Annotated in this window: 20 protein-coding genes; 9 read left to right on the top strand and 11 right to left on the bottom strand. The window is 49.0% G+C overall.

Translation table 11 applies throughout. The features are described 5' to 3' along the window. Positions 1 to 130: 130 nt before the first annotated feature. The 4 genes from OXH18_RS10380 (at position 131) to OXH18_RS10365 (ending at position 5,623) form a co-directional block, all read left to right on the top strand. Entirely contained in the window at positions 131 to 1,219 is a 1,089-nt protein-coding gene (locus tag OXH18_RS10380) for an AOC03_06830 family ribosome hibernation factor (RefSeq protein WP_268612693.1), read from the top strand. A gap of 285 nt (positions 1,220 to 1,504) precedes the next feature. Next, the gene (locus OXH18_RS10375; RefSeq protein ID WP_268612691.1) at positions 1,505 to 3,094 is read left to right on the top strand and encodes a protein kinase domain-containing protein; all 1,590 of its coding nucleotides are present in this window, start codon (positions 1,505 to 1,507) and stop codon (positions 3,092 to 3,094) included. Between the two features lie 165 nt (positions 3,095 to 3,259). Next, positions 3,260 to 3,958 carry a diacylglycerol/polyprenol kinase family protein gene (locus OXH18_RS10370; protein WP_268612689.1) on the top strand — a complete coding sequence of 233 codons (699 nt, stop codon included), beginning with the start codon at positions 3,260 to 3,262 and terminating at the stop codon, positions 3,956 to 3,958. Positions 3,959 to 4,138: 180 nt separating this feature from the next. Next, positions 4,139 to 5,623 (top strand): DASH family cryptochrome, encoded by a 1,485-nt coding sequence (locus OXH18_RS10365; protein ID WP_268612687.1) that lies wholly within the window; start codon positions 4,139 to 4,141, stop codon positions 5,621 to 5,623. Positions 5,624 to 5,666: 43 nt separating this feature from the next. Here the strand turns inward: OXH18_RS10365 and ribE are convergent, their stop codons facing one another. After that, positions 5,667 to 6,365, bottom strand: a complete 699-nt coding sequence (gene ribE / locus OXH18_RS10360) for a riboflavin synthase (protein ID WP_268612685.1) — start codon at positions 6,363 to 6,365, stop codon at positions 5,667 to 5,669. Positions 6,366 to 6,678: 313 nt separating this feature from the next. Here ribE and OXH18_RS10355 point away from each other — a divergent pair, with 313 nt between their 5' ends. After that, positions 6,679 to 7,128 (top strand): Fur family transcriptional regulator, encoded by a 450-nt coding sequence (locus OXH18_RS10355; protein ID WP_268612683.1) that lies wholly within the window; start codon positions 6,679 to 6,681, stop codon positions 7,126 to 7,128. A 77-nt stretch (positions 7,129 to 7,205) separates the two neighbouring features. Here OXH18_RS10355 and OXH18_RS10350 read toward each other — a convergent pair whose 3' ends face one another. The 3 genes from OXH18_RS10350 to OXH18_RS10340 all read right to left on the bottom strand — a co-directional run bounded on the left by OXH18_RS10350 (position 7,206) and on the right by OXH18_RS10340 (position 10,487). Beyond that, on the bottom strand, positions 7,206 to 8,006 hold the full coding sequence (locus OXH18_RS10350; protein ID WP_268612681.1) for a circadian clock KaiB family protein: 801 nt from the start codon (positions 8,004 to 8,006) through the stop codon (positions 7,206 to 7,208). A gap of 154 nt (positions 8,007 to 8,160) precedes the next feature. Then, entirely contained in the window at positions 8,161 to 9,507 is a 1,347-nt protein-coding gene (locus OXH18_RS10345) for a type IV pilus twitching motility protein PilT (protein ID WP_268612679.1), read from the bottom strand. 188 nt (positions 9,508 to 9,695) lie between these two features. Further along, positions 9,696 to 10,487, bottom strand: a complete 792-nt coding sequence (locus tag OXH18_RS10340; protein WP_268612677.1) for an AKAP7-like phosphoesterase domain-containing protein — start codon at positions 10,485 to 10,487, stop codon at positions 9,696 to 9,698. Between the two features lie 118 nt (positions 10,488 to 10,605). Here OXH18_RS10340 and holA point away from each other — a divergent pair, with 118 nt between their 5' ends. Continuing rightward, positions 10,606 to 11,598, top strand: a complete 993-nt coding sequence (gene holA / locus OXH18_RS10335) for a DNA polymerase III subunit delta (RefSeq protein ID WP_268612675.1) — start codon at positions 10,606 to 10,608, stop codon at positions 11,596 to 11,598. Positions 11,599 to 11,710: 112 nt separating this feature from the next. On the opposite strand, the gene OXH18_RS10330 is transcribed toward holA, so the two are convergent. Continuing rightward, complete coding sequence (locus tag OXH18_RS10330; protein WP_268612674.1) at positions 11,711 to 12,076, bottom strand: translation initiation factor; 366 nt, start codon at positions 12,074 to 12,076, stop codon at positions 11,711 to 11,713. Positions 12,077 to 12,209: 133 nt separating this feature from the next. Between OXH18_RS10330 and trpB the strand changes: the two genes are divergently transcribed. The 3 genes from trpB to OXH18_RS10315 all read left to right on the top strand — a co-directional run bounded on the left by trpB (position 12,210) and on the right by OXH18_RS10315 (position 15,007). Continuing rightward, positions 12,210 to 13,454, top strand: coding sequence for a tryptophan synthase subunit beta (gene trpB, locus OXH18_RS10325; RefSeq protein WP_268612672.1), 1,245 nt, complete (start codon positions 12,210 to 12,212; stop codon positions 13,452 to 13,454). A gap of 365 nt (positions 13,455 to 13,819) precedes the next feature. After that, positions 13,820 to 14,350, top strand: a complete 531-nt coding sequence (locus OXH18_RS10320; protein ID WP_268612670.1) for a CAP domain-containing protein — start codon at positions 13,820 to 13,822, stop codon at positions 14,348 to 14,350. A gap of 27 nt (positions 14,351 to 14,377) precedes the next feature. Beyond that, positions 14,378 to 15,007: a ribonuclease D gene (locus OXH18_RS10315; RefSeq protein ID WP_268612668.1), complete on the top strand. Its 630-nt coding sequence runs from the start codon at positions 14,378 to 14,380 to the stop codon at positions 15,005 to 15,007. A 61-nt stretch (positions 15,008 to 15,068) separates the two neighbouring features. Here OXH18_RS10315 and OXH18_RS10310 read toward each other — a convergent pair whose 3' ends face one another. From OXH18_RS10310 to OXH18_RS10285, 6 genes are all read right to left on the bottom strand, one after another. Beyond that, positions 15,069 to 15,269 (bottom strand): hypothetical protein, encoded by a 201-nt coding sequence (locus tag OXH18_RS10310; protein ID WP_268612666.1) that lies wholly within the window; start codon positions 15,267 to 15,269, stop codon positions 15,069 to 15,071. Positions 15,270 to 16,008: 739 nt separating this feature from the next. Beyond that, positions 16,009 to 18,351 (bottom strand): amylo-alpha-1,6-glucosidase, encoded by a 2,343-nt coding sequence (locus tag OXH18_RS10305; protein WP_268612664.1) that lies wholly within the window; start codon positions 18,349 to 18,351, stop codon positions 16,009 to 16,011. 250 nt (positions 18,352 to 18,601) lie between these two features. Then, complete coding sequence (locus tag OXH18_RS10300) at positions 18,602 to 19,597, bottom strand: RNA polymerase sigma factor, RpoD/SigA family (RefSeq protein WP_268612662.1); 996 nt, start codon at positions 19,595 to 19,597, stop codon at positions 18,602 to 18,604. Positions 19,598 to 20,494: 897 nt separating this feature from the next. Continuing rightward, entirely contained in the window at positions 20,495 to 22,243 is a 1,749-nt protein-coding gene (locus OXH18_RS10295; protein WP_268612660.1) for a helicase HerA domain-containing protein, read from the bottom strand. A 156-nt stretch (positions 22,244 to 22,399) separates the two neighbouring features. Then, the gene (gene ttcA / locus OXH18_RS10290) at positions 22,400 to 23,233 is read right to left on the bottom strand and encodes a tRNA 2-thiocytidine(32) synthetase TtcA (protein WP_268612658.1); all 834 of its coding nucleotides are present in this window, start codon (positions 23,231 to 23,233) and stop codon (positions 22,400 to 22,402) included. Positions 23,234 to 23,365: 132 nt separating this feature from the next. Then, positions 23,366 to 23,821 (bottom strand): hypothetical protein, encoded by a 456-nt coding sequence (locus OXH18_RS10285; protein WP_268612656.1) that lies wholly within the window; start codon positions 23,819 to 23,821, stop codon positions 23,366 to 23,368. Positions 23,822 to 23,914: the final 93 nt, after the last annotated feature.

Below are 23,914 nucleotides of genomic sequence, written 5' to 3'. Positions count from 1 at the left end.
GCGACGGAAATTAAGGGGTTTATCTAGATTTGGCTGGGCAAGAAACCGACATTTGAGCGATTTTAATCAAAATTCTGTTTGCTAAAGTCTTTACATAATAGTTGATGTGGATAATAGCGCCAAAACCGTTATGAACTATAACGACGTGAAATTTCTGCAATCGATTCAGAGCTATCCAGCCGTCTCGATTCTGCTCTCTACCCATCGCACGGCTCCTGAAAACCAACAAGATCCCATTCGAGTCAAGAACTTGGTTGACGAAGCCAAAGAACGCTTGCAACAAAATTTTTCTAATCGGGAATTAAGTCCGGTATTAAAGCAATTAGAGCAAGCCGTAGAGTCGATCGATTATCCTCACACACTGGATGGACTGGCGATTTTTGCCAATCATGAATTGCATCGTGTTTACTATCATCCCTTTCCGTTCCGCGATCGCGTCATTGTCGATGAAACGTTTGCTACCCGCGATCTGGTCTTTGCCCTTAACCGCACCCCTCGATATTGGGTGCTCAGCTTAAGCGAACAGTCTACGAGCTTGTTCTCCGGTATTCTAGATGAGCTAGAAGAAGTAAGAAATCCGGATTTTCCACTCACTCACGGTGGACCAGGCGGTGGCAGCAAACTTCCAGGCGGCGAAGGAATTAACACCTCGGCCTATCGGGACGATCATCATCGTCAGTTTTTCCGCAAAGCAGATGAAGCGTTGAAACCATTTATGGCAACCGATCCTCTGCCGCTGGTGCTAGTGGGCATTGATCGCTACTTCAGCTTTTTTAATGAAGTGTCCGAGCACAAAGACGCAATCATTGCTACGTTAAGCGGTAATTATGATAAAACCTCTGCGCACGATTTGGGCAAATTGGTGTATCCCCTAGTCCAAGAAGCACTGGCTGAGCAGCGTCAACAAGCTCTAGAAAAATTGGAGAATGCTGTAGGGGCACAGCTTTGTGCCTCAGGAATTGAGCAGGCTTGGCGAGCGGCTCAAGAAGGGCGTGGCGAACTTTTGTTGGTGAATGCAGAGTTTCACTATCCGGCCCGAGTCGATCAAAGCGGCATGAAACTCATAGCAACAGACGATTTAGATGACATTGAAGTGATGGATGATGCCGTTGATGAATTGATTGAGTCAGTGATGGCGAAGGGCGGCAAGGTCGTGTTTGTGGATGACGACAAAACATTAGCAGACCATCAACAAGTCGCCTTAATCTTGCGATATTAGTGACGGGTTGCCAACTCTTTCCCGGATGGCGATCGTCGCGGACGGTAGTCAGTCTGTAAGCAGGAATTTTCTGATTGAGCGATTTTTGGCTTACAACGATAGCTCAAACTGCCCGACCCGCAGGAGAGGAAACCGGAAACTCGCTCCCCTTCTCCCACAAGAGAAGGGGATGGGGGATGAAGGCCTAAGATCTGCGTCTTCTCTATTAGGTAACTGCCGTAATGGGTGGGAACAACTCGCTGGGTTACGCTAGAGGAAACTGCTTCCAGTAAAGGCTTTCGGATAATGACACAACTGCTAAATCACCGCTACCGCATCCTGAAGACGATCGGCGATGGTGGGTTTGGTCAAACATTTTTAGCAGAAGATACTCACCTACCCTCTGCTCGTCGCTGTGTGATCAAGCAGCTTAAGCCTGTGGTCGATCCGCCCCAAATGTATCAATTGGTGAAGGAACGGTTCCAGCGAGAAGCCGCCATTCTAGAGGAATTGGGCGAAGGCAATCCTCAAATTCCTAAACTGTATGCCTATTTTGAATCCGACGGCTTGTTTTATCTTGTTCAAGAGTGGATCGATGGTGTCACCCTCACTCAACAGATGCAATTGCGAGCAGGGCAACCTCAACAAAACCACGAAGCAGCGGTGAAAGCCTTACTGATCGGTCTGCTCACGGTTTTAGACTATATCCATCGGCGAGGGATTATTCATCGCGACATAAAGCCCGATAACATCATGCTGCGCCGATCGACGCAACAGCCTGTATTGATCGACTTTGGAGCCGTAAAAGAAACGGTACAAACGGTGGTAAATTCTCAAGGGCAACCAACGCAATCAATCATTATTGGCACACCAGGCTATATGCCGCCAGAACAAGCTGTGGGCAAACCCGTCTTTGCTAGCGATCTCTACAGTTTAGGGTTGACGGCAATCTATCTGCTGACGGGCAAAGCGCCCCAGCAATTGCAGGTGCATCCGCAAACGGGTGACTATGTCTGGCAAGTTGATGCGCCTCAGATCAGTCCTGAGTTTGCGGACGTTCTTGATCGCGCGATTCAGTCTCATGCCCGCAATCGTTATCCAACGGCAGCAACCATGCGATCGGCCTTGCAAGGCTTGCAAGCGTCATCTAGTCCTGAACTAGCTACAACCGTGATGGCTGCTGATTTAGCGTTTGTGCCCTCGACTCATCCATCCACCCTGCCCTCCACTGTTGCTGTCTCATCTCAACCATCGACTCCACTAGCTCCGTCGTCTCAATCATCAGCCACCGGGCAACGCAACAATGGCATTATTCTGGGCAGTTTCATCGCCAGTGGGTTGATTGGAGCGGCTGTGATACTGGGGTTGGTGCTGCGGCGTCCTGCTGTCAACCCACCGCCTCTCCCCGATGCAGCGAATGCATCACCGTCACCCATCGATGCGCCATCGTCGCCTACCAGCAATCCGACTACGAATTCAAGTCAAACGCCGCTGGCAATTCCGACGCCGACAATCCCACAACCGGATGTTCCCACGCCCTCTCTGCCTCAGCCCACTCCTGCATCGACATCGAACGCTACTGATGTCGAATCCCCCAACGTTGCATCATCCGATATCATGTCATCGAATGAGTTCGCTTGGCTCACCACCCGACCCGTCACTGATGTCGATTTGGCAGGAAAGACGGCGTTTGAACTCGATATCCTCCGCAATGCCATCTTTGCCATGCATGGGCGTCGATTTATGGACGAAGCATTGCAAGCATACTTTAATAGTCGCCCTTGGTATACCCCAATTTATTCACCGGATGAATTTCCTAATGAGTTGCTATCAACCTTAGAAAAGCAGAATGTGCAAATTATTCTAGAGTATCAAGAGCGCAACGGATTGAAGTAGATGATACCCCCGGTTTCACATGATGCCAATCCCTCCCAACCTTGCCTTGCCAAGGGAAGGAGCCGCTGGCTAGACCACTGGATGGCTGAATGCTTGGTGCAGGTTACACAAATCACTAGAATAAAAATCAGATGAGTTGGTGGATCTAGTCGATCCAGGTAGGCATTGCTTGATTCCCTGTCTAATACGCTGAATCTTCCTGTCATTTGGCTGCAAATTGCGATCGTTGCTGCTTGGGTCGGTGTGGTTGGGTTGGTGGCGCTGGGAGCAAGTCAGAATCAAGCTGATGCCGAAATTGTTCGTAAAATCGTTCATGTTGGGACGGGGAATGTGATTCTGCTGGCGTGGTGGCTACAAATCCCCGCTTGGTTGGGCATTGCGGCCTCGATTTTCTTCAGTATTGTTACGCTTGTGTCTTATCGATTTCCTCTCCTTCCCGGCATCGACAGTGTTGGTCGTAAAAGTTTGGGCACGTTTTTCTATGCCGTCAGTATCGGGGTGCTGATTGCGATATTTTGGCAGCAGTATCCATACTATGCTGTTATCGGCATCTTAGTCATGACTTGGGGAGATGGGCTGGCAGCCCTGATTGGTCAGCGCTGGGGAACACATCCCTATAAAGTGGGCGGCATTCAAAAAAGTTGGGAAGGCTCGATCACGATGTGTTGGGTTAGTTTTGTCATCAGTAGCCTCCTGTTGCTGAATGTACAGGGTAACAGTTGGCAAACGTGGCTTGTGTCGATTGCTATTGCGCTAATCGCGACTGCATTGGAAGCCTTTTCGCGCTTAGGAATTGATAATCTTACTGTTCCGTTGGGTAGTGCGATCGTTGGGTTTTGGCTGAATTCGGTGCTGGGGGGGTAGGGGTTGGAGATACAACATTGAATCAAGATTGAATCAAGATGAGATAGATCCAACTGCCTATTTTCCCTCTACTTGTGATAAAAGGGCACTACCCAGGTGAAGAATGAACTTACAATAAATTCAGCAGACTATATTCAGTGTCCTGATTAATTCTAATATCCCGTATTCGCTGAACAATTTGTGGCCGAACTGCGTATTCTCATTTGGTATCGCACCGATCTCCGTTTGCATGATCACGAACCGCTGCACCAAGCGCTGAAGCATCAATCGCGGGTGATTCCGGTCTACTGTTTCGATCCACGTCAATTTGGGCAAACATCATTTGGCTTTCCCAAAACCGGATCGTTTCGGGCCCAGTTTTTACTGGAAAGCGTGGCAAATTTGCGACAGTCATTGCGATCGCTTGGCAGTGACTTAATTGTGCGACAGGGTAAACCAGAACAGGTAATTCCCAACCTCGTGCAGCCATTAGATATTGCAGCAGTCTACTATCACACGGAACTCACATCAGAAGAACAGACTGTTGAGGCGGCGTTGCAGGCAGCATTAGCGCCGTTGGGTGTTTCTGTAAAACGCTTTTGGGGACATACCCTATATCACCCGGATGATTTGCCGTTTGAGATTCAAAGAATTCCAGAAGTGTTTACGAATTTCCGCAAGCAGGTAGAAAAACAATCAACAGTTAATCCCATGTTCCCCACGCCGCGATCGCTGCAATCATTACCTCCAGAGGTAGCAGTGGGTGACATTCCCCAATTGACAGATTTGGGTTTAGAAAGCCCCACGTTAGACGATCGGGCAGTGCTGCGGTTTCAAGGGGGCGAAACCGCAGGGCGCGATCGAGTAGAGCACTACATTTGGCAGGCAGACAAATTACGGGTGTATAAAGAAACCCGTAATGGCATGGTGGGGGCAGATTATTCCTCTAAATTTTCCCCTTGGTTGGCCTTGGGCTGTCTATCCCCTCGCTATGTCTACGAACAAGTTCAGCATTATGAAGATCAGCGCATCCGCAATGATTCCACCTATTGGCTTATTTTTGAGTTGCTGTGGCGCGACTACTTTCGTTTGATTTGTGCTAAACACGGGAACCAAATCTTTTACCCGTCTGGATTGCAGGGGATACCAATTCCCTGGAAGCAAGACTGGCAGCGGTTTGATCTATGGCGCAAGGGTAGGACAGGCTTTCCCTTAGTGGATGCCAATATGCGAGAAATTGCTGCGACGGGCTTCATGTCAAATCGCGGACGCCAAAACGTGGCCAGCTTTCTGACTAAAAATCTAGGCATTGATTGGCGCATGGGAGCCGAGTGGTTTGAGTCACTCCTGATTGACTACGATGTGTGTAGCAATTGGGGCAACTGGAACTATACGGCTGGTGTCGGCAATGATGCCCGTGGCTTTCGCTTCTTCAATATTCTGAAGCAGGCCAGAGACTATGATCCACAAGGAGCATATGTCAAACTTTGGTTGCCCGAATTAACCAATGTTCCGTCCAGCAAGGTGCATGAACCCTGGAAGCTACAGCCTGTGGAGCAAAAACGATTTGGGGTGCAGATCGGAGTGGATTATCCCAATCCGATCGTTGATTTGTTCAAATCCGCAGAAGCCAACGAGAAACTCTATAATGCTGCGATCGGACGCAACCCTAAACCTAAGCGATAGCCGCAGGCTGCTGTATCGTCAGCCTATGGCAGAACTGTGGAGTTTAAAGATAGCCATGTTCTGCTAGAAACTGAGGCGTGAGAGGATCTTCGATCGCCGCTTGGGTTTGACTCAACTCCGCCCACGACGCGAGGGCTGGATTGCTATGACTGCCTAGCCGCAAAAACTTCTCGACATATTTGCCCAAGACATCTCCCTCTAAATTAACCAGATTTCCCGGTTGTAGATACTGCAAATTTGTCTCAGCATAGGTTAGAGGAATCACGGCTACCTTAAACCAGGAGCCTGTGGCGTTACAATCTGCTACGGTTAAGCTGACCCCGTTAATGGCCACACTACCTTTTGGAACGATGTATCGAGATATGCGAGGATCGGTGACTTGGAAACTCATTTCCCAAGCGTTTTCAGTCTGCTCAGCGGTTTCTAGCCATCCCACCCCATCGATATGACCTGTCACAAAATGCCCGCCCAATTTGCTGCCGACTCGCAACGATGGCTCCAAGTTGACGTAAATTTCTTCAGTAGTCTGTTTTAAGGTTGTGCGGCTGGTGGTTTCCGGTGAAACGGCTGCCAAAAATCCGGTGGGCAGAATTTGTGTCACAGTTAAGCAAACGCCATCTACTGCCACACTGTCACCCAACTCCAACTCTGGCAGTAAATCGGCAACGGGGCAACTGACTTGCACCTGGTTATTTTCAATAGCGCGCAATGTTCCGATCGCCCGAATCAGTCCCGTGAACATAACAGTTATAGCGATAGTTCAATGGTTTGATTCTATAAAATTTCATCAAACTAGCAGGTGAAACTGCCGATAATAGACAACAAACTGCAAGCAATTCTCATCTGCTGCGACTGTTTACCATTCTTGATATTTTCAACCTTTCTTCTCTTTTCGCAGCATTAGGTAACTTCGCAGCATTAGAGTAGCAGTTTAGTCAAGTCATCCTCTACATCTTTTAGTTATTATTCTCAATAAGCCTAGTTTCTTGCAAATTGCAGGGAGGATTGTGTATCATTCTCATTAAGACGGCATTATTGAGAAAGGTGAGCCAGCGATGTACAGCGTATCCTCCCTTAAAGCTGAATTGAATGAGAGAGGCTGGCGTCTGACCCCCCAGCGAGAAACCATTCTGCAGGTCTTTCAAAATCTTCCCAAAGGACAGCATCTTAGCGCCGAAGATTTGCACGATCGGCTGCATGAAGACGGTGAAGCGATTAGCTTATCCACCATTTACCGCAACTTGAAGCTGATGGCACGCATGGGCATTTTGAGAGAGTTGGAGCTAGCTGAAGGGCACAAGCACTACGAAATCAACCAACCCTCACCTTATCACCACCACCACTTAATTTGTGTGCGGTGTAACAAAACCATCGAATTCAAGAATGATTCCATTCTAAAGATGGGAGCTAAAACGGCTCGTAAAGAGGGTTACCACCTACTTGATTGTCAACTGATTGTTCATGCGGTGTGTCCTAGTTGCCAGCGCTCATTATTACCCATGTAGGCAATATGAGTGTGTAGACAGCTAAATGGTTCAGGACAGAGGGCTGTAGCAGTGCAGACGCTCTCTAGGATGCACTGCTAGTTTCGCTGCCTATAGTTCGTTGGAGAAGGTTGCAGCACTCTGGCAATGGTAGTGAAATCATCTAAGTTTCCGATAATTCGTCGGACGGGTCGTGGCCAAACTTTTACTAGGGTCGGAGTAGCCGTGACTTGATTTAATTCTGCTAGTTCTGGATGTTTGTGGATGTCAATAACTTTCAGGGTATAAGGACGTTGGAGCGATCGTTCTAGCAGTTCATACAAATTCTTCAAAATGTGCGCGGTGGCTGGATTATTACCCGCCACAAACAACCGCAGTACATAGCCCTCGGCCTCATCATCCTGGCGAGAGGGCGACCAAGATAACACGGAATTACCTTGAGCCGTGGACAGCGATCGCGTCTCATTTTTTTCGTAGCGAATCACTAAATCATGGTCTTGCCAAAGCTGCGGGAACTGATTGCGATAGGAGTTCAAAACCCGTGGATCACACACCCCCTCTGGATATGTGACTGCTTGCCAGTCTAAATCTTCTACCCCAAAAATTGCATTCAAAAGCGGTTGATAGCGCAACACCGACGGACACGCTTCGGCAAAGGTCTGTAGCTGCTGGGTACGAGGATTAAACCACCGATCGATCGTCGCTGTATAGCAAGGCACCAAAAAATGAGGAGGTTCAGATAACCCCAACATTTCCTGCAAGACGGCACAAAGCTGCAAATGCCACCGACTTTGCTTCTGTGGATCGATGCAATAAACTAGATCGCCGCCTGGCGTAAACAAGGCGATGCCTTTGAACAGGTCTAGAGTGTGGGGAGTGAAGTTTGAATCGGCGGTCATTGGTGCAACGTTCCTTATCCTCCTACTGAGCCTAACGAAAAAAGCTTGACTGTGCCGTTCACACTCCAAACTAAACATTGGGGTAGGGGGAGCAATTCCCACCCCACCCGTTTTTCGTTTTTCTAGTTAATAAATATTAATAAATAGAAGAAATCTAGACGCGACCTCGAAGAATTTGTGCCATTTCGTTTGGCTTGGGGGATTGTTCTAGCGCCGTTTCTTCGGTGATTCGTCCGGCTTCGTAAAGCTTGTATAGTGACTGGTTCATAGTGCACATCCCGTCAAAGGTGCAACGGGGAATGATAGCTTCAATTTCATCAATTTCGCCCCGACGAATGAAATCTTTAATGGCATCCGTGTTAATCATAATGTCATGGAATGCGGCGCGCTTACCATCGGTAGTTCGACAAAGACCTTGGGCAATGACAGACACCAGTGACTCAGCGAGGGCAATTCGCATCGGCCCCTGTTGATCAGGTTCATAGAGGCTGAGAATTCGTTCGATCGTTTTGACAGCGCTATTAGTGTGCAGCGTTCCCATGACTAAGTGTCCAGTTTGTGCTGCTTTTAGGGCGGTATTGACCGTTTCTTTGTCGCGCATTTCACCCACCAAAATAATATCTGGATCTTCACGTAGGGCAGCTTTTAGGGCATTATCAAATTTACGAGTATGAATTCCAACTTCCCGTTGCTTAATGAGCGATCGCTTACTTTGATGGATAAACTCGATCGGGTCTTCAATGGTGATGATGTGCTTGGGCATCTCAGTGTTGATGTAATCAATCATGGCGGCCATCGTCGTCGATTTCCCAGAGCCAGTGGGTCCTGTTACTAAAATCAAACCCTTGTGATAATGACAAACGTCTTTGAAAACCGTTGGTAGATTCAGTTGTTCCATGGTTAAAATCTTCAGCGGGATCAGGCGCATCACCATCGCCGGACCCCGCAACGAATCAAAAATGTTGAGGCGGACTCGCGCAAACTCATACTGAGTTGCCCCGTCATAGTCGAGCGTATTTTGAAATGTTTGAATATCGTCGTCGCTGAGGACTTCTTTCAGCCAACTAAGGAACGTATCACTGTCGGTGATAGGATAATCGGCTTTATCAATCTCACCCCGGTTGCGAAAACGCGGTGGTTCGCCCACCCCTACATGAATATCTGAAAACCCCTTGTCAAAGGCTTCACGGACCAGTTGTTCAAGCATAGGTTGACCTGCGCTAGGCTGACTGCGGGACACTCCACGACCCGGAGGCGCAGGTGCAGGGGCGCGGTGTCCAGGAGGGATGGCAGGGGGGGGCGGGGCTGCTCGGTTGCTGAGGCCCGGACTGGTAGGGGAGATGGGTGCAGGGGGAGGAGGAGGGACAGACGGAGTTGGTACCGTTTGAGACGGCATCCTTTGTGTAGTGACGCCAGCAGTAGCCGCGATCGGGCGGGGTGGTGGTGGCAGCGGCACACGAGGCGCTGGTTGAGGAGTAGGCGGACGTTGGGTTTCTGACATAGACCACTGATCGACAAAAGGGCAGAAATTGCGCCACGAAGGATCGCACAAATGCGGACAATTGAGCTTCTTCCTAGCTGTGGCTATATTGCACAGATTGCCCAAAACTTGCCTATGGCTATCAGTGCCATAGCAAAGCCGTGAAGTCAATAGCAGGTATGGATGCCCTTCGCCTCCCAAATCTAGGATTAGAATTCCAGTACCGGCCAGGAGGGTTCGCGGTAGTAGCGCGTCATATCGTCAAACTTGCGCAATTCAGCCCGATGGACCCATATCTCAGCGGGTTCTGCCGATTCTAGCCAGTAATCATTGAGGACAATCAGTGATTGAGCGAGCGTATCGTGATCGGCCGTGGTAGCTGGCTCCCCAAAATATCCTAGGGTAATGTGAGCCGTGAAGTTATATTGCTGCTCAATTCCTAGGGCAATCAAATCTGGCGACTGATATACCATGCGTCGCAACTGCAAGACCCGCTCATAGGAATCTTCATCTTTAGGAACCAGGCAAACGCCCAAGGCCCGCGTTCTTAGAAACAACCCAATGACCTGCCAATAAATGGGCTTTTCCGCTCGCACCATTGGCTCACACTTTTGAAACACCTGAGCAACACAATCCTGTAGGCGCTGCTCGAAGGTTGGATCTTCATCTTGACTATGCCGAAACGCACTCGCCCAAATTAAATCGCTGAGGGTAAAGTGAAAACTGTTGCTGGGTACGGGAATGAGCAAGCCTGGTTCAAGCTGCTCTAATACACGTTGCTGATAGTGCTGAAGATGGTGATAGAAAGCAGTATTTCTATCGTCGTCCATGTAGGGCGGACTGATTACTGTATAGCCGGGAAATGCAGCGGGTTGAATGGTTCCATCAGAAAGCGTTTGAAATTTGGGAGAAAGCTGAATGTATTGCACTTGAGACTGAAACGCCTCGGGGAGCGTCATCCGTGCCACTCGATTTACATAAACTTGGTAAGTGTCGTCCAATCTCGCTTACCTCGTACCTTAACGTGGGAGCAACAATAGAGATTTTTTTAATGTAGCGGCAAACGCATACAAGCATACAGCATACAGGATAAAGGATGAAAGGTGAGGTTCAAAGAGAATGCCAATCTATTTATTCTGGGGAGAAGACGAGTTTGCCCTCAATCGAGCCGTACAAGCGCTGCGCGATCGCACCCTTGATCCGGCTTGGGTCAGCTTTAACTACGACAAACTTTCTTCAGAGCAACCAGACGCGGTGGTGCAAGCCCTAAATTTAGCGCTGACGCCTCCGTTTGGCGCAGGCAACCGGATGGTTTGGCTCGCAGATACTCTGTTATTTCAGCGCTGTTCTGACGAGATCCTGCGCGAACTCGATCGCAGCTTGCCCCATCTACCAGACTCATCTGTGTTACTGCTGACCCACAGCCACAAACCCGATGGGCGTCTTAAATCTACCAAGCTATTGCAAAAGTATGGTGAGATTCAAGAATTTTCTCCTATTCCACCCTGGAAAACCGATCTGCTGGTGCAACAGGTTCGTCGAGCCGCTCAGGAAGTAGGTGTCAAGCTTACGGATGACGCCATTCAGCTTTTAGCCGATTCTGTGGGCAACAACTCACGCCAACTGTACAATGAACTGGAAAAGCTGTTGCTCTATGGCTTCACAGACGATCGCCCCCTCAATGCGGCCGCCGTTCGTACCCTAGTGACAGCCTCGACTCAAACCAGTCTGCAACTAGCTGCTACCATTCGCCAAGGTGATACTGCCGAATCGCTAGGACTGATTGCTGACTTGCTGAACCACAACGAACCGCCGCTACGGATTGTTGCTACGTTGGTCGGTCAGTTTCGCACTTGGTTGTGGGTGAAAGTGATGGTAGACGCCAAAGAACGCGACGAAAAGGAAATTGCCCGTGCTGCCGAAGTGGCAAATCCGAAACGTATTTACTTTCTGCGTCAAGAAGTGGCTGCGTTGCCATTAGCAGGATTAGAGCAAAGCCTGTCGTTGCTGCTAGATCTGGAGTTTGGCTTAAAGTCTGGCAAAGAACCGATCGCGCTGTTGCAAACGAAGGTGATTGAGTTGTGCCAGCTATTTCAAAAGGCTAAAAGCTGAGGGCAAGAACGGAAAATAGATGAAAGGTGGACGAAAGGTGGACGATCAGATCTCCATCACTGGATCATCCATTACCAGGAGCGAAGTGTTGTCCTGTCCCTAGGAACCTTGTTCACTTGCCGCCACTGACCTTGGCCTTGTAACCCATCTGCGTCAGTAGCTGCACCAGTTTTTGGGCATGATCGCCTTGAATCAGAATTTCATTTTCTTCGATCGTGCCTCCGGCTCCACATTGGGTTTTGAGTTGTTTTAATAAATTTGTTAAGGTCTCAGGCTTTGCTTGAAACCCACTGATGACAGTAACAGTTTTGCCTTTGCGACCTTTGCGTGAGGCTTGCACTCGCAGGTTTTGCTGATTCGGGGGCAGTTCAGAAATCGGGCGGGCAGTAGCGTCTGAATTTGCCGCAGGGCCAAACTCGGAATAAACTACTCGGTTTTCTGCCTTGCTTCGATCGATCGGCTTTTTCTTAGAACTCATACTGCTTCCTATCGTAAACACCGCAACAAAATCAACTGCCTGCTTTGCCCTATTCTCCGGTTCCGCCATTGCCGATACAATGAGGAGACTAATTTCTATCCTATCGAGATCTGCTCTTTCTTTTTTTAGTCTCATGCTGACAACGGATTCTCAAGCACCCTCCCCCTCGATCGCGCCACGCCCTGATTCCCAAGGTCGCTTTGGACAATTTGGCGGTAAGTACGTCCCTGAGACACTGATGCCTGCCTTGAGTGAACTAGAAACCGCTTTCCACCAGTACTGTAATGATCCAGACTTTGAACAAGAGTTTCAAGGTTTACTGCGCGATTATGTGGGACGGCCGAGTCCGCTGTATTTTGCCGAACGTCTGACGCAGTATTATGCTCGTCCTGATGGTACCGGCGCCCAAATCTACTTAAAGCGCGAAGATCTGAACCACACTGGGGCCCACAAAATCAACAATGCCCTGGGTCAAGTGTTACTAGCCAAGCGCATGGGTAAACAGCGCATCATTGCCGAAACTGGAGCCGGACAGCATGGCGTAGCTACCGCGACTGTTTGTGCGCGATTTGGGTTAGATTGCGTTATTTACATGGGTGTCCACGACATGGAGCGACAGTCGCTCAACGTGTTTCGGATGCGGCTGATGGGGGCAGAAGTTCGTCCTGTGGCAGCGGGAACCGGAACCTTGAAAGATGCTACATCGGAAGCCATTCGCGATTGGGTGACAAATGTAGAAACTACACACTATATTTTGGGATCAGTCGCCGGACCACATCCATACCCGATGATTGTGCGCGATTTCCAAGCCATTATTGGACAGGAAACGCGGCGACAGTGCCAAGCGGCATGGAACGGCTTGCCGGATATTCTGCTGGCGTGTGTCGGTGGCGGTTCTAATGCGATGGGACTGTTCCATGAGTTTGTCGAAGACGCTGGCGTGCGCATGATTGGCATTGAAGCGGGGGGGGAAGGCTTACAGTCTGAAAAACATGCTGCCACGTTAACCAGAGGGCGGGTTGGTGTTCTGCACGGAGCCATGAGCTATTTGCTGCAAGACGAAGACGGACAGGTCATTGAACCCTATTCCATCAGCGCTGGCTTAGATTATCCCGGTGTGGGTCCAGAACATAGCTATTTAAAAGATTTGGGTCGAGCAGAATACTACAGTGTGACCGATCGCGAAGCCTTAGAAGGACTGCAACGGTTGTCGCGCTTAGAAGGTATTATTCCAGCCCTTGAAACTGCCCACGCGATCGCCTATTTAGACGTGCTCTGTCCCCAACTTGCTGGCAGCCCTCGCATTGTCATCAACTGTTCTGGGCGAGGCGACAAAGATGTGCAAACCGTGGCAAAACACTTAAATTCCGAGCTTTAGGGATGCTGACCCCGGCGTTGCTGAACGCAGATGTGAATTGCCCGCATCCCCAACCCTTTTCCCTAGGGGGCAGGGAGCCAGACTTATTGTTCCCTTTCCTTTGCGAGAGGGACAGGGTGAGGACTGCAAGAAGCGCCAGCACAAGAATTATATTTCTGTTCAGCAACGCCATGCTGACCCCTATGACCTTGTAATAGAACTTCAATAGATTGATTGAACGCCAAAAAACTTAAAAACCTATAGAAAGATAGATGAACTGTGATCGAGAGCAAGATTTTCGATCGTCTCCCTCCTTATAATCTCCTAGGACAAAATCAACCTCAGTGAAGTTGCACTGATTTGAACAATTTTCTAGGAGAACCTGGATGCTGAAGTCACGCTTGCTCACCACTTTGACCCTGTGCGGAGGCGTCCTGCCTCTTCTGTGGTTCAGTGCTTTAGAACGATCGGCTGCGATGGCAACTAGTCCGTCTCGCCCCCACCAAATTAGCTCGATTTCCTCAACGAATGAAACGGTAGCCATAGAACAGGCAGTGTTTGAACGAATTAATCAATATCGCCAAGCGCGGGGCTTGTCTCCTTTGAGCCTTGATTCAGCTATCACCCAACAATCTCGCTTACATAGCCAAGAGATGGCCAACCGTGACGCCATTAGTCATGATGGGTTTGAGCAACGCATTGCCCGAATTGCCGAGATCGTTACTCATCGCAGTGCGGCAGAAAATGTTGCATCGAATCAGGGATATGCTGATCCTGTAGAAAAGGCAATCGACGGTTGGTTAAATAGCCCTAGTCATCGCCAGAATATTGAGGGAACCTATGATGCCACTGGCATTGGCGTGGTTCGCACCCCACAGGGCGAGTATTACTTTACGCAAATCTTTATTCTTCGCTAGCGCTGATTTGATGCGCCCATCAACCCTATGCCCCTAGAAGACTTTCAGGTATTCGATCGCGATCTCAGCGATACGGCCCTCTCGGACTATCAGCAAGCCGATGCCCTAGCGGTAGATACAGAAACGATGGGACTCTTGCCGCAGCGCGATCGCCTATGTCTGGTGCAACTTTGTGATCCGCAAGGACGAATCAGCGTCATTCGCATTGCCATGGGGCAAACGGCCGCTCCCAACTTGAAGCAACTACTGGAAGCCCCCACAGTGCTGAAGATCTTCCACTTTGCCCGATTTGATTTAGCGACCCTTCGCCATCATCTCGGCATTCTGGTGGCTCCTGTGTTTTGCACTAAGATTGCCAGTAAACTAGCCCGCACCTACACCCCGAAACACGGACTGAAAGACTTAATTTTGGAATTGGAGCACGTAGAACTTGACAAAACGGCTCAAACATCCGACTGGGGCAATCCTGCCAACCTAACACCTGAACAGTTGCGCTATGCTGCCAACGATGTACGTTATTTGATTAGCGCCCGATCGCGGCTAATGGAGATGTTACAACGAGAGGGGCGCTGGGAACTGGCCCAACAGTGTTTTAACTGTTTACCCACGATCGTCAGCCTTGATCTGTTGCAATACCAGAATATATTCGAGCATTAGCCAGTTTTGGGTAGGGGCGATTGGTTAATCACCCCTGCCAAACTGTTATTTCTTGTTATTTCTACTGTGCCACCGCTTTGGCAGGTTTCGCTGGAATGACTGTCAGCGATTGAGCCTGTGAACGCTGTTTAAACCAGTTCAACCCAATCACAGTATAAAACTGAGCATTGTGGTTCTCGAACGTGTCACCAACGGACAACACTTTCTCACTGTTAAGCGTACCAAGCAAACGCTGATGGGGATCAATCAATAAATACTGCATACGACACCTCTGGATTAATGCGAATAAGGGCTAAACAATGACTTCGAGCAATAACAATTTCGATCGCAACAAAGCGCCATTTCAAAACGTGCAAGATCTCCAATAGATTTGCTGAGAAATACTATGCAAAACCTATCAAATCCCCTCTACCAACTCTCTAGAAGCTGAAAAGATAACTTGGGATTCTAGAGGCGTTTTGAGCGAATTAGATCTGACTGTTTGAAACGAACAACGTCGAAAGGTTAAACGGGTTCAGCTATCTGCTGTTTGCTGCTTCTCAGCAGAGAGCACAGCAATTTCTCCCCTATGGAAAGGCAATAGGTCAACCTTAAAAAGGGACGATTGCTAATTCAATAAACCGAAATGCCAGAGGAACTCAACTGGTTATGAGTAGACATGAATTGTAAATCGCATACCGTGAGATCCTGTGCAGCAACTTCAAGATTTACTGTTTAGCTGTTTCCCCATTCTTATAACACGCCTTTTTCAAAAATAACCAACGTTAAGAAAATTGAATTATATTTTTCTTCTGTTCACACCTAATGACGATCGTTCACAAAAAATGGTGGTCAAGCTGAAGGGAAATGGGTACGTTTTGGGGGACAATAGCGGTCTATCTGATTCCGATCCTCACCAGAGCCGTAAGCTTCACGTCAAAAAGGGGCACGGTATCCGCACCCCCGCATTGTTTGAATGGAACTCGTCTCATGAAACCAGTCGTTGCATCATTCGCTCTCTGCTATGCCTCAATTACCACCCGCAAGTTGCCCCGCTTCTTGACAACCCGGCAGGCAGTGGTTGCGCCCGATCGCTCCTTCAAGGACGTTCCTTCTCTGACAAACTCCAGGTCTAGGAGGGTCGATCCCACTTTCAAGTTCTTCAGCGACAGATGCGGAATCGAAGGTGGCAGCGCTGGATCAATAATGCGGACATGGTTGCCAGGCGCATCGGGCACTAGGTTCACCATCATTTGCAGCAGTTGGAAAATGGTTCCAGTTGCCCATGCTTGCGGAGAACAGGCCACCGGATAGCGAACCGGGCCACTCTCACCATTGCGTTCATAGCCGCAGAACAACTCGGGTGGGCGCTGATAGGGCTGCTGAATGGTCATATCAATCAACCCCTGAGCTACCTCCAGCGCTTGATCGACTAAACCCAACGATCGCAACCCCAGCGTAATGATTCCGTTGTCGTGTGGCCAGACTGAACCAACATGGTAGCCCATCGGGTTATAGGCTGGCGATAGGCTGCTGAGGGTGCGAATGCCCCAACCGTTAAACATATCAGGTGCTTGTAAACGTTCCGCAATGCTCTTGGCTCGCTCGGCAGGGAAGATGCCATAATTCAAGCAATGTCCAGGATTCGACGTAATACTGTCTACTTGATTGCCTTCCCCATCAAGGGCTAGGGCGCAGTAATCCAGATCGGTGATCCAAAAATCGCGATTAAACCGCACTTTCAGATCATGCGCTTCCTCCAACCACCGATCGGCGAGGTCAATGCGTTTCTTCAGCCGGGCAATTTCACTCAAGCGGATTTTGGCGGCATAAACATAGGCTTGTACTTCCGCTAGGGAAATGGGCCCCACTGCCTGTTGACCGTTGCGATCGACAATGCAATCGCCTGAATCTTTCCAGCCCTGATTCTTCAGCCCCCGCCGCGATCGACGATCATAGCTGAGGTATCCTGTTTCTTTACAACTGCGATCGATCCACTCCATCGCCGCCAATGCAGGTTCCCATAATTTCTCTAAGGTTTCGCGATCGTGCGTCCACGCATAATATTCGGCGTAGAGCATAATCCATAGCGGCGTTGCATCCACGGTGCCGTAATAGGGAGTATGAGGAATCTCATGACAGCGAGCCATTTCACCCAATCGCAGTTCGTGCAGGATCTTGCCTGGCTCCTCTTCGCGCCATTCGTCATCGACTTTGCCCTGATAATGAGCTAGGACTGTCAGCGTTTCGCGGGCAATGGCTGGATCGAGAATGAGGGTCTGAGACGCTGCAATAATTGAGTCTCGACCAAATAAGGTGCAGAACCAAGGAACCCCAGCCGAGAGAATTTTTCCCTGAGTAAAGGTTTGCCGCAACAGGTAAATGTCTTGTTCGGCTCGCTCAATCACCTGATTAAACGTGCGGTTATCCGATCGAATTTGGGTGATGTTAGCCCGCCACTCTTGTTCCTCCATCATCTCGGCGGCTTTAGCCTGCATCAGCGTCATGGGAATATTGACCCGTGATACCGGACGGTTATTGGTCAACATCTCCAGGCGGTAGCCCAAACGTTCGGTTTCATGGGAGGCAATTTCGATGCGCCAAATGGCTGTGTAGCCCTTAATAAAATCAGGGGGACGATGGCGAAACTCAATCCGCGATTCCATAATGCCGTCGTCTAGCCCCTGATAGGCTAAAGACAGTTCTGTGAGGGCAGAATAGGGCGTGAATACAATTTGGTCGGTGTCAATTTGGACGTTGCCGTTTTCGTTGGGTTCTCCGCCCTCCGACTGTGACATCTCTGATCGTTCTCGGTGTGCTCCTTGGTGAGCCATTGGGTCTACCCGTCGCAGCAGTCGCCCCCGTTGTTTGCGATCGAATCCGCGAATCTCAAACAAGTCGAGAAAATCGGCATCGAAGCTGAGGCTCAGTTCAAATTGAGCGGGTTGAGTCCCGTAATTAGTAATGGTCAATTCCTCGAACAGTCCACCATTTAGCAAAATTTCCCGCTGAATGCTGAGGGTTTCGGCCGGAATGCGATCGTCAATCCGAGGATTAGAACAAAGCACCGAAAGCGCAAAACCATGCTGAGCATTGCTACTCAGCAAAATCGGCAACCGTCCTTCGATTTGTAACTCTAACCGACTGAGAAATCGTGTGTCCCGACAGAACAATCCTAGGCTACTGATGGCTTCTTCGTCTGAACACCCACCAATGTTGCCCAAGGTGTCGGTAATTAAAAACAAATCATCATCTTTCAGGGTTAGGGTTGGCGAATACTTGCTTGTTTCAATACAAGCCCAGCCTGGAATGGGCAATTCATCGGCTGGAACATAAACTCTGCCATCTACAACGATTTCTGCCATGACTCACGTAAAATGCTTCCTCTTTAGGATCTTAGATACAGGATCTCGATCTTTGTTTCACAGATTGCTTTGAGTTTTTGTTAAAATTTTTCGGGCTAGATGAATTCTTGTGTTGATCACTAACGATTCATGGGTTGTTGGGACGATCGACCTGCTTCTTCAAAAAGAAACGCGGGAGCATAGAACTCATGCCCCCGGGTCTCCCTGTCTCCGTGTAAATGCACAGAGATAATTGGTTGTGTATGCTCAACTAGCTCGCCAAATACCCTCGAATGTTAGCTTTACGACGACGCAAATGATCCAGAGCTTGTCGCTCTAGCTGCCGCACCCGCTCGCGACTGATGTTCATGCGTTGTCCAACTTTGGCTAGGGATAATTCGTTACCATCGTTGAGACCAAACCTCAGCACCAGCACTTCTCGCTGCTGAGGGGTTAGTTCAGACAACATCCCCTCTAAATCGCGCCGCAAGGATTCCTGCGTAGCATAAATCTCTGGCGATGCATTCTCGTCTTCTAATAAATCTTGCAATTCGGTATCTTGGTTATCACCTACCTTCAAATCCAATGAGACAGGTTGGCGCGCCATCATCAAGAACTCGCGAATTTGAGCAGGCTCTAATTCTAACGCCTCGGCAATCTCAGCCGGATTGGGGCTACGACCCAAGGTTTGGGTTAACTCACGTTGCACTTTCTTGATCTTGTTGAGCTTCTCGGTGATGTGAATGGGCAATCGAATCGTGCGGGCTTGCTGAGCGATCGCCCGTGTAATGGCTTGACGAATCCACCAATAGGCATAGGTCGAGAACTTATAGCCGCGAGTTGGATCAAACTTCTCAACACCGCGCTCTAGACCCAACGTACCTTCTTGAATCAGATCCAGAAATTCCAGGTTGCGCTTTTGATACTTCTTAGCGATCGCCACGACCAAACGGAGGTTGGCTTCAACCATTTTTTGCTTAGCTCGCTGACCCAAACGCATTGCCTTGTCTAGCTCTGCCTCACTCAGCTTGGCTTTTTCTGCCCATTCGGCTTTGGTAGGTTCGCGATCAAGCTTTTCTGCTAGCGCTTCTTTGGTTTCCAACAGCGACATCATATGTTGGACTTGCTTACCGTAGACAATCTCCTGCTCATGCGTCAGCAGCGGCACTCGACCAATTTCATGCAAATAGGTGCGAACCATATCTGCCGTGAAGGTGGGAGCGGCTTTCGCTTTTGATGTTTTGGCTTCAGTATTTGCGGTTGGCATGGGGCAGTGAACTCCTATGGACAGGGATACAGAGATTACGAGTTCGGGGAAACCATGGTTTCCCTCATCTTGGGATAGGTAGCGCGCTGGCTTTAACCATCAAAGGAGGGAATCCAATCCCTGCCTTTAGTTGTGCTAGCGAAGCGTGAACCAGCAGTCTATCGCTACTAAAATCGAAAACAGGTGAAAATTTCAGTGAATGCGAGCAAGCTTGGGGGCTATCTCAGGTGGCCATCACTACGCGGCCGCTAAACGATTCAACTCAACATCAAAAATCGTATCGAAGAACAACCATTAGAAACTGACGATTAGGACTAGGCAAGCAATAGACAAGTAACTACACTTCAACAATCGACTAGCAAACAAATTACAGGAACCAGCGGACCAGAAAAATAACACTACGATCGATGAACAGTCATCGATGTTGAGTAATGAACTTGTGTAATGAACTTAAGTTGCAGAGCTACGTAAGCCGGAACCGTTATGAGTTCAATCTATTTACTATGGTAGTATAAGTTTAAGTTCGAGTAAAGCGTTTGCAATTCATCCAGTTGGATGATCTTGGATCTTGAGCGATCCATCATAGCGATTCTCTTCAACGATCGAGCGATTAGCATTTGCTTCTTTACCTAAGGCAACAGTCGATGCGTTCAACTGTCCAAGTTCTTCGTGTTCAAATTTCTTATGCTTATACAGGGATAGAACTTGCTGCTTTATTACTATGCCTTGCTTGATGAGTTATACAAGTACGGAGATCCTAGCGAAATAACCGTACCATTCATTCGCGGTGAAATAGGTTGCAACAGTCTGATTGGTGAGTTGTCCGCCAACCGTTTCAGCTTCAGACGAACGAACCACCAGTTTTGTTTCGCCCCTTTCACCCCAGCAGCCTGATGGCTAAAACCCTAGGTCTGCCTTGGCGGTTTCAGCCACTTTAAAGATGTCCTCAGATGGCAGATCTTCCCAAGGGGTTTCGCCAATCTCAGCATAGAAGGTCTCATCGTAAGGGCGTGTGCGAATGACGACGGGCATAGGTACAGCGTGACCCAAAATCAGGGCTTGTTGCTTAGAATCCAGCTTAGCTAAGACCGATCGCAGCGCTTGCCCGCCCGAAACCCCTGTAAAAATAGCATCAATATCTTTCTCGTCATTCAGCAATGCCGTAATACGAGTCCCAATCTGAGACATAACTTCATTATCAATCCCAGACGGGCGTTGATCGACCACCAAGAGCGTGACGAAATATTTGCGCATTTCGCGAGCGATCGTACCGAAAATCGTCTGTCGCACCGTTGCTGGATCAAGAAACCGATGAGCTTCTTCGATCGTAATCACTAATTGATGGGGGCGATCGCTAGGATTTTTCGTTTGCAAAAACTTCTCAGCTTTATGCACATAACTAGCATGAATGCGGCGGGCAATAACGTTGGTTGCCAGCATGTAAGACAACATGTTGGACTGAGAACCAAACTCAATCACCACATGCTTTCCCGCTTCTAGTGATTCTAAAATTTGCCCCACATAATTTTTCGGACAGGTGTTGCGCAGGTATTTCAAGTCATCCAATCGGGTGAGTTTACGTTGCAGCGCCATAATTGAAGACTTACTGCCCATTTTGACTTCGCAAAATTCCTGAATTTCTTCATTACTCATCGTTAACAGTCGATTGATCCAAGCTTTACCAAACTCATTGCGAAGAATAATGGCATTTTCCAAGCTGGCTTCCGATAAATTGAGTTCGCCCCGTACCAGTGCCAAATCTTCTACATCAATTTGGTCATAGCTAATATAAAGCTCTTGGGCATCGCGCACTCCTCGTCGTTTCGTGGATTCGGGATCAAGGGTATAGATCTGCACCTGACTGGGGAAAAGTTGCCGCAACCCTTTGACAGTACTCAACTGCTTACCTTCTTTAGCCGCCTCCCAGCCGTATTCCGAGTGCATATCAAAGATCAAATTCACCGCCGCTCGTCTGCGAATGATGCCCGACAGCAACAGGCGGGTTAGAAACGATTTTCCCGTTCCCGATTTACCGAATACCCCATTACTGCGTTCGGCAAACCGATCGAGGTCAATACAAACGGGCACATTCATGTCGATCGGTTCACCGATGGCAAAATTGCGGCGATGCGGGTCATCCTCCCAGCCAAACACTGCCCGAAAATCTCGTTCTGAAGCATCATAGACTTGGCTGAAGTGACTGGGAATTGTTTTTACAGGCAACAGTTCTACCGCATTCGTATTCGCTTCATAGGACGCCAATTTGGATTTTGAGCCTTGCTTCGCCTTTTTCTTCGCCGACTCTCCACTCTCGACTCCCCACTCCCCTTGCTTTGCCGACTCCCCATCCTTGGGCGTAAACATCAGCATCGGTGTTAAATTCACCGTGCCATAGGTGCCACTGCCAGCCAACACTTCCTGCAAAAACAAATTATTAGGATCAGGTGGATTGGCCAAGATCCGAGCGCTAGAAGTTCCCAGCGCCACATCTGTCAACATGCAGAAGAAGCGCGATCGCCGCCCCTGCACTACTAAAAACTTACCCACTCGCATATCTTCTACGGAAACATCTGGATGTAGCCGCACTTCCAGCCCTTGGCTGAGTGAACCTTGAATGACGGAACCGAGGGGGGTGTCTGAAGTCATGATGGACGATCGAGCCAATGAGCCTAGTTAAACCATGCTTCCACGCTAGATAGACGGAATCTATTGATATAGAATCCATCTGCTCTATCTTAATACTCTTGTTCTAATAATTACAGCCGTGAATGACCGTCTTAATTGCGGTTCACTCAATTGAATCTAAAAGTCGGTTGAAGTAGGGGCAGAGAAAGCGGCGAGATTGGCAAAGTCATACAGGTGAGGATCGGCTAAGTGTGAGGGTTCAACGTTTTGCAGACTGCGGAAGATTCGATCGATGCGGCCGGAATCGTCCTGCTCCCACGCTTGCAGCATTTGTTTAATTTGGCGTCGTTGCAAATTTTCCTGAGAGCCACAGAGGTTACAGGGAATGATAGGAAATTGCCGAGCGATCGCATACTGTGCAATGTCTGCTTCTGAGCAATAGGCTAAGGGCCGAATAATGATCTGGTTGCCCTCATCACTCACTAGTTTGGGTGGCATGGCTTTGAGCTTGCCCCCATGAAACAGATTGAGGAACAGCGTTTCTACAATGTCATCGCGATGATGTCCCAAGGCAAGTTTAGTGGCTCCTTCTTCACGCGCTACCCGGTACAGCACCCCGCGCCGTAATCGAGAACAGAGGCTACAGAGGGTTTTGCCATCGGGAATCACCCGCTTCACCGTGCTGTAGGTATCCTGCTCGACAATCCGATAGGGCACCCCCATCGCCTGTAAATAGGCTGGCAACACATGGGTTGGAAAACCCGGCTGCTTTTGATCCAAATTGACTGCCAAAAGCTCAAACGAAATGGGAGCGCGACGCTGAAGCTCTCGCAGAATGTCCAGCAACGTGTAGGAATCTTTGCCACCCGATAAACACACCATGACCCGATCGCCCGCCTCGATCATGTGGTAATCCTGAATGGCTTTGCCGACAAGCGATCGCAAACGAGTTTGCAGCGCTCTAGATGAACGGGAAGCTGGCAGCGATTGAGAACAGTGGTTGGCTTCCATACCCCTAGATTTTTGTCCTCCGAGGCTATTGTAGGCTGAACGAAAGGCTGAACGAAAGTCAGCCTAAGGAAGATATGTGCGCAGTGAGGGGGCAAGTGCGTCAGGTTTACCTAATTTCCAACCCCCACCGCCCTACTGTTGCAACTGATCTTGTGGCAACACTGAAAACACTCGACGTACCAACGCTTTAACGCCAGTATCTGCCTCTTCGGTTTCTTTCTTGGCTTCCGCGATCGCCATTTCCCAAGCAGGGGCAAAGGCCGGCGAATTTAAAATCAAGGTGCGAATGGCTTTATCCCAAATGTGTAAGGTTTTGAGTTCTGCCCGTCCGGGTTTATTTGACAGCGTGGCTACAGTAATACGGAGATTTTCATTCTGATGTTTGAGGGTTTCTACCTCTTTTTGCAGTTCTTCATATCCCTTGGCATTAATGCTCATTTGAGTATGCAGGTGACTTTTTAGGCCTTCGATTTCTTTCTGCAACGACGATCGCACAGCAAGTTTCCCAATCCATACGATGATCGCGACGACCAACCCCGCCCCCAAGCCAGCGCCAAAAACGCCCAACTCAAACCCCGTAAGCTCCATATCTAACTCCTTGTTTTAATCATTGACCATGCGGCTATTTATTACATAGCTCACAATTATCCAAGTCAGCTTGATATGAATATTTCCTTCCAA

It is taken from the genome of Thermocoleostomius sinensis A174 (genome assembly GCF_026802175.1).
GTDB lineage: Bacteria > Cyanobacteriota > Cyanobacteriia > Elainellales > Elainellaceae > Thermocoleostomius > Thermocoleostomius sinensis.
Note: the sequence above shows the minus strand (reverse complement) of the source record. Positions and strands in the feature narration are given on the sequence as shown.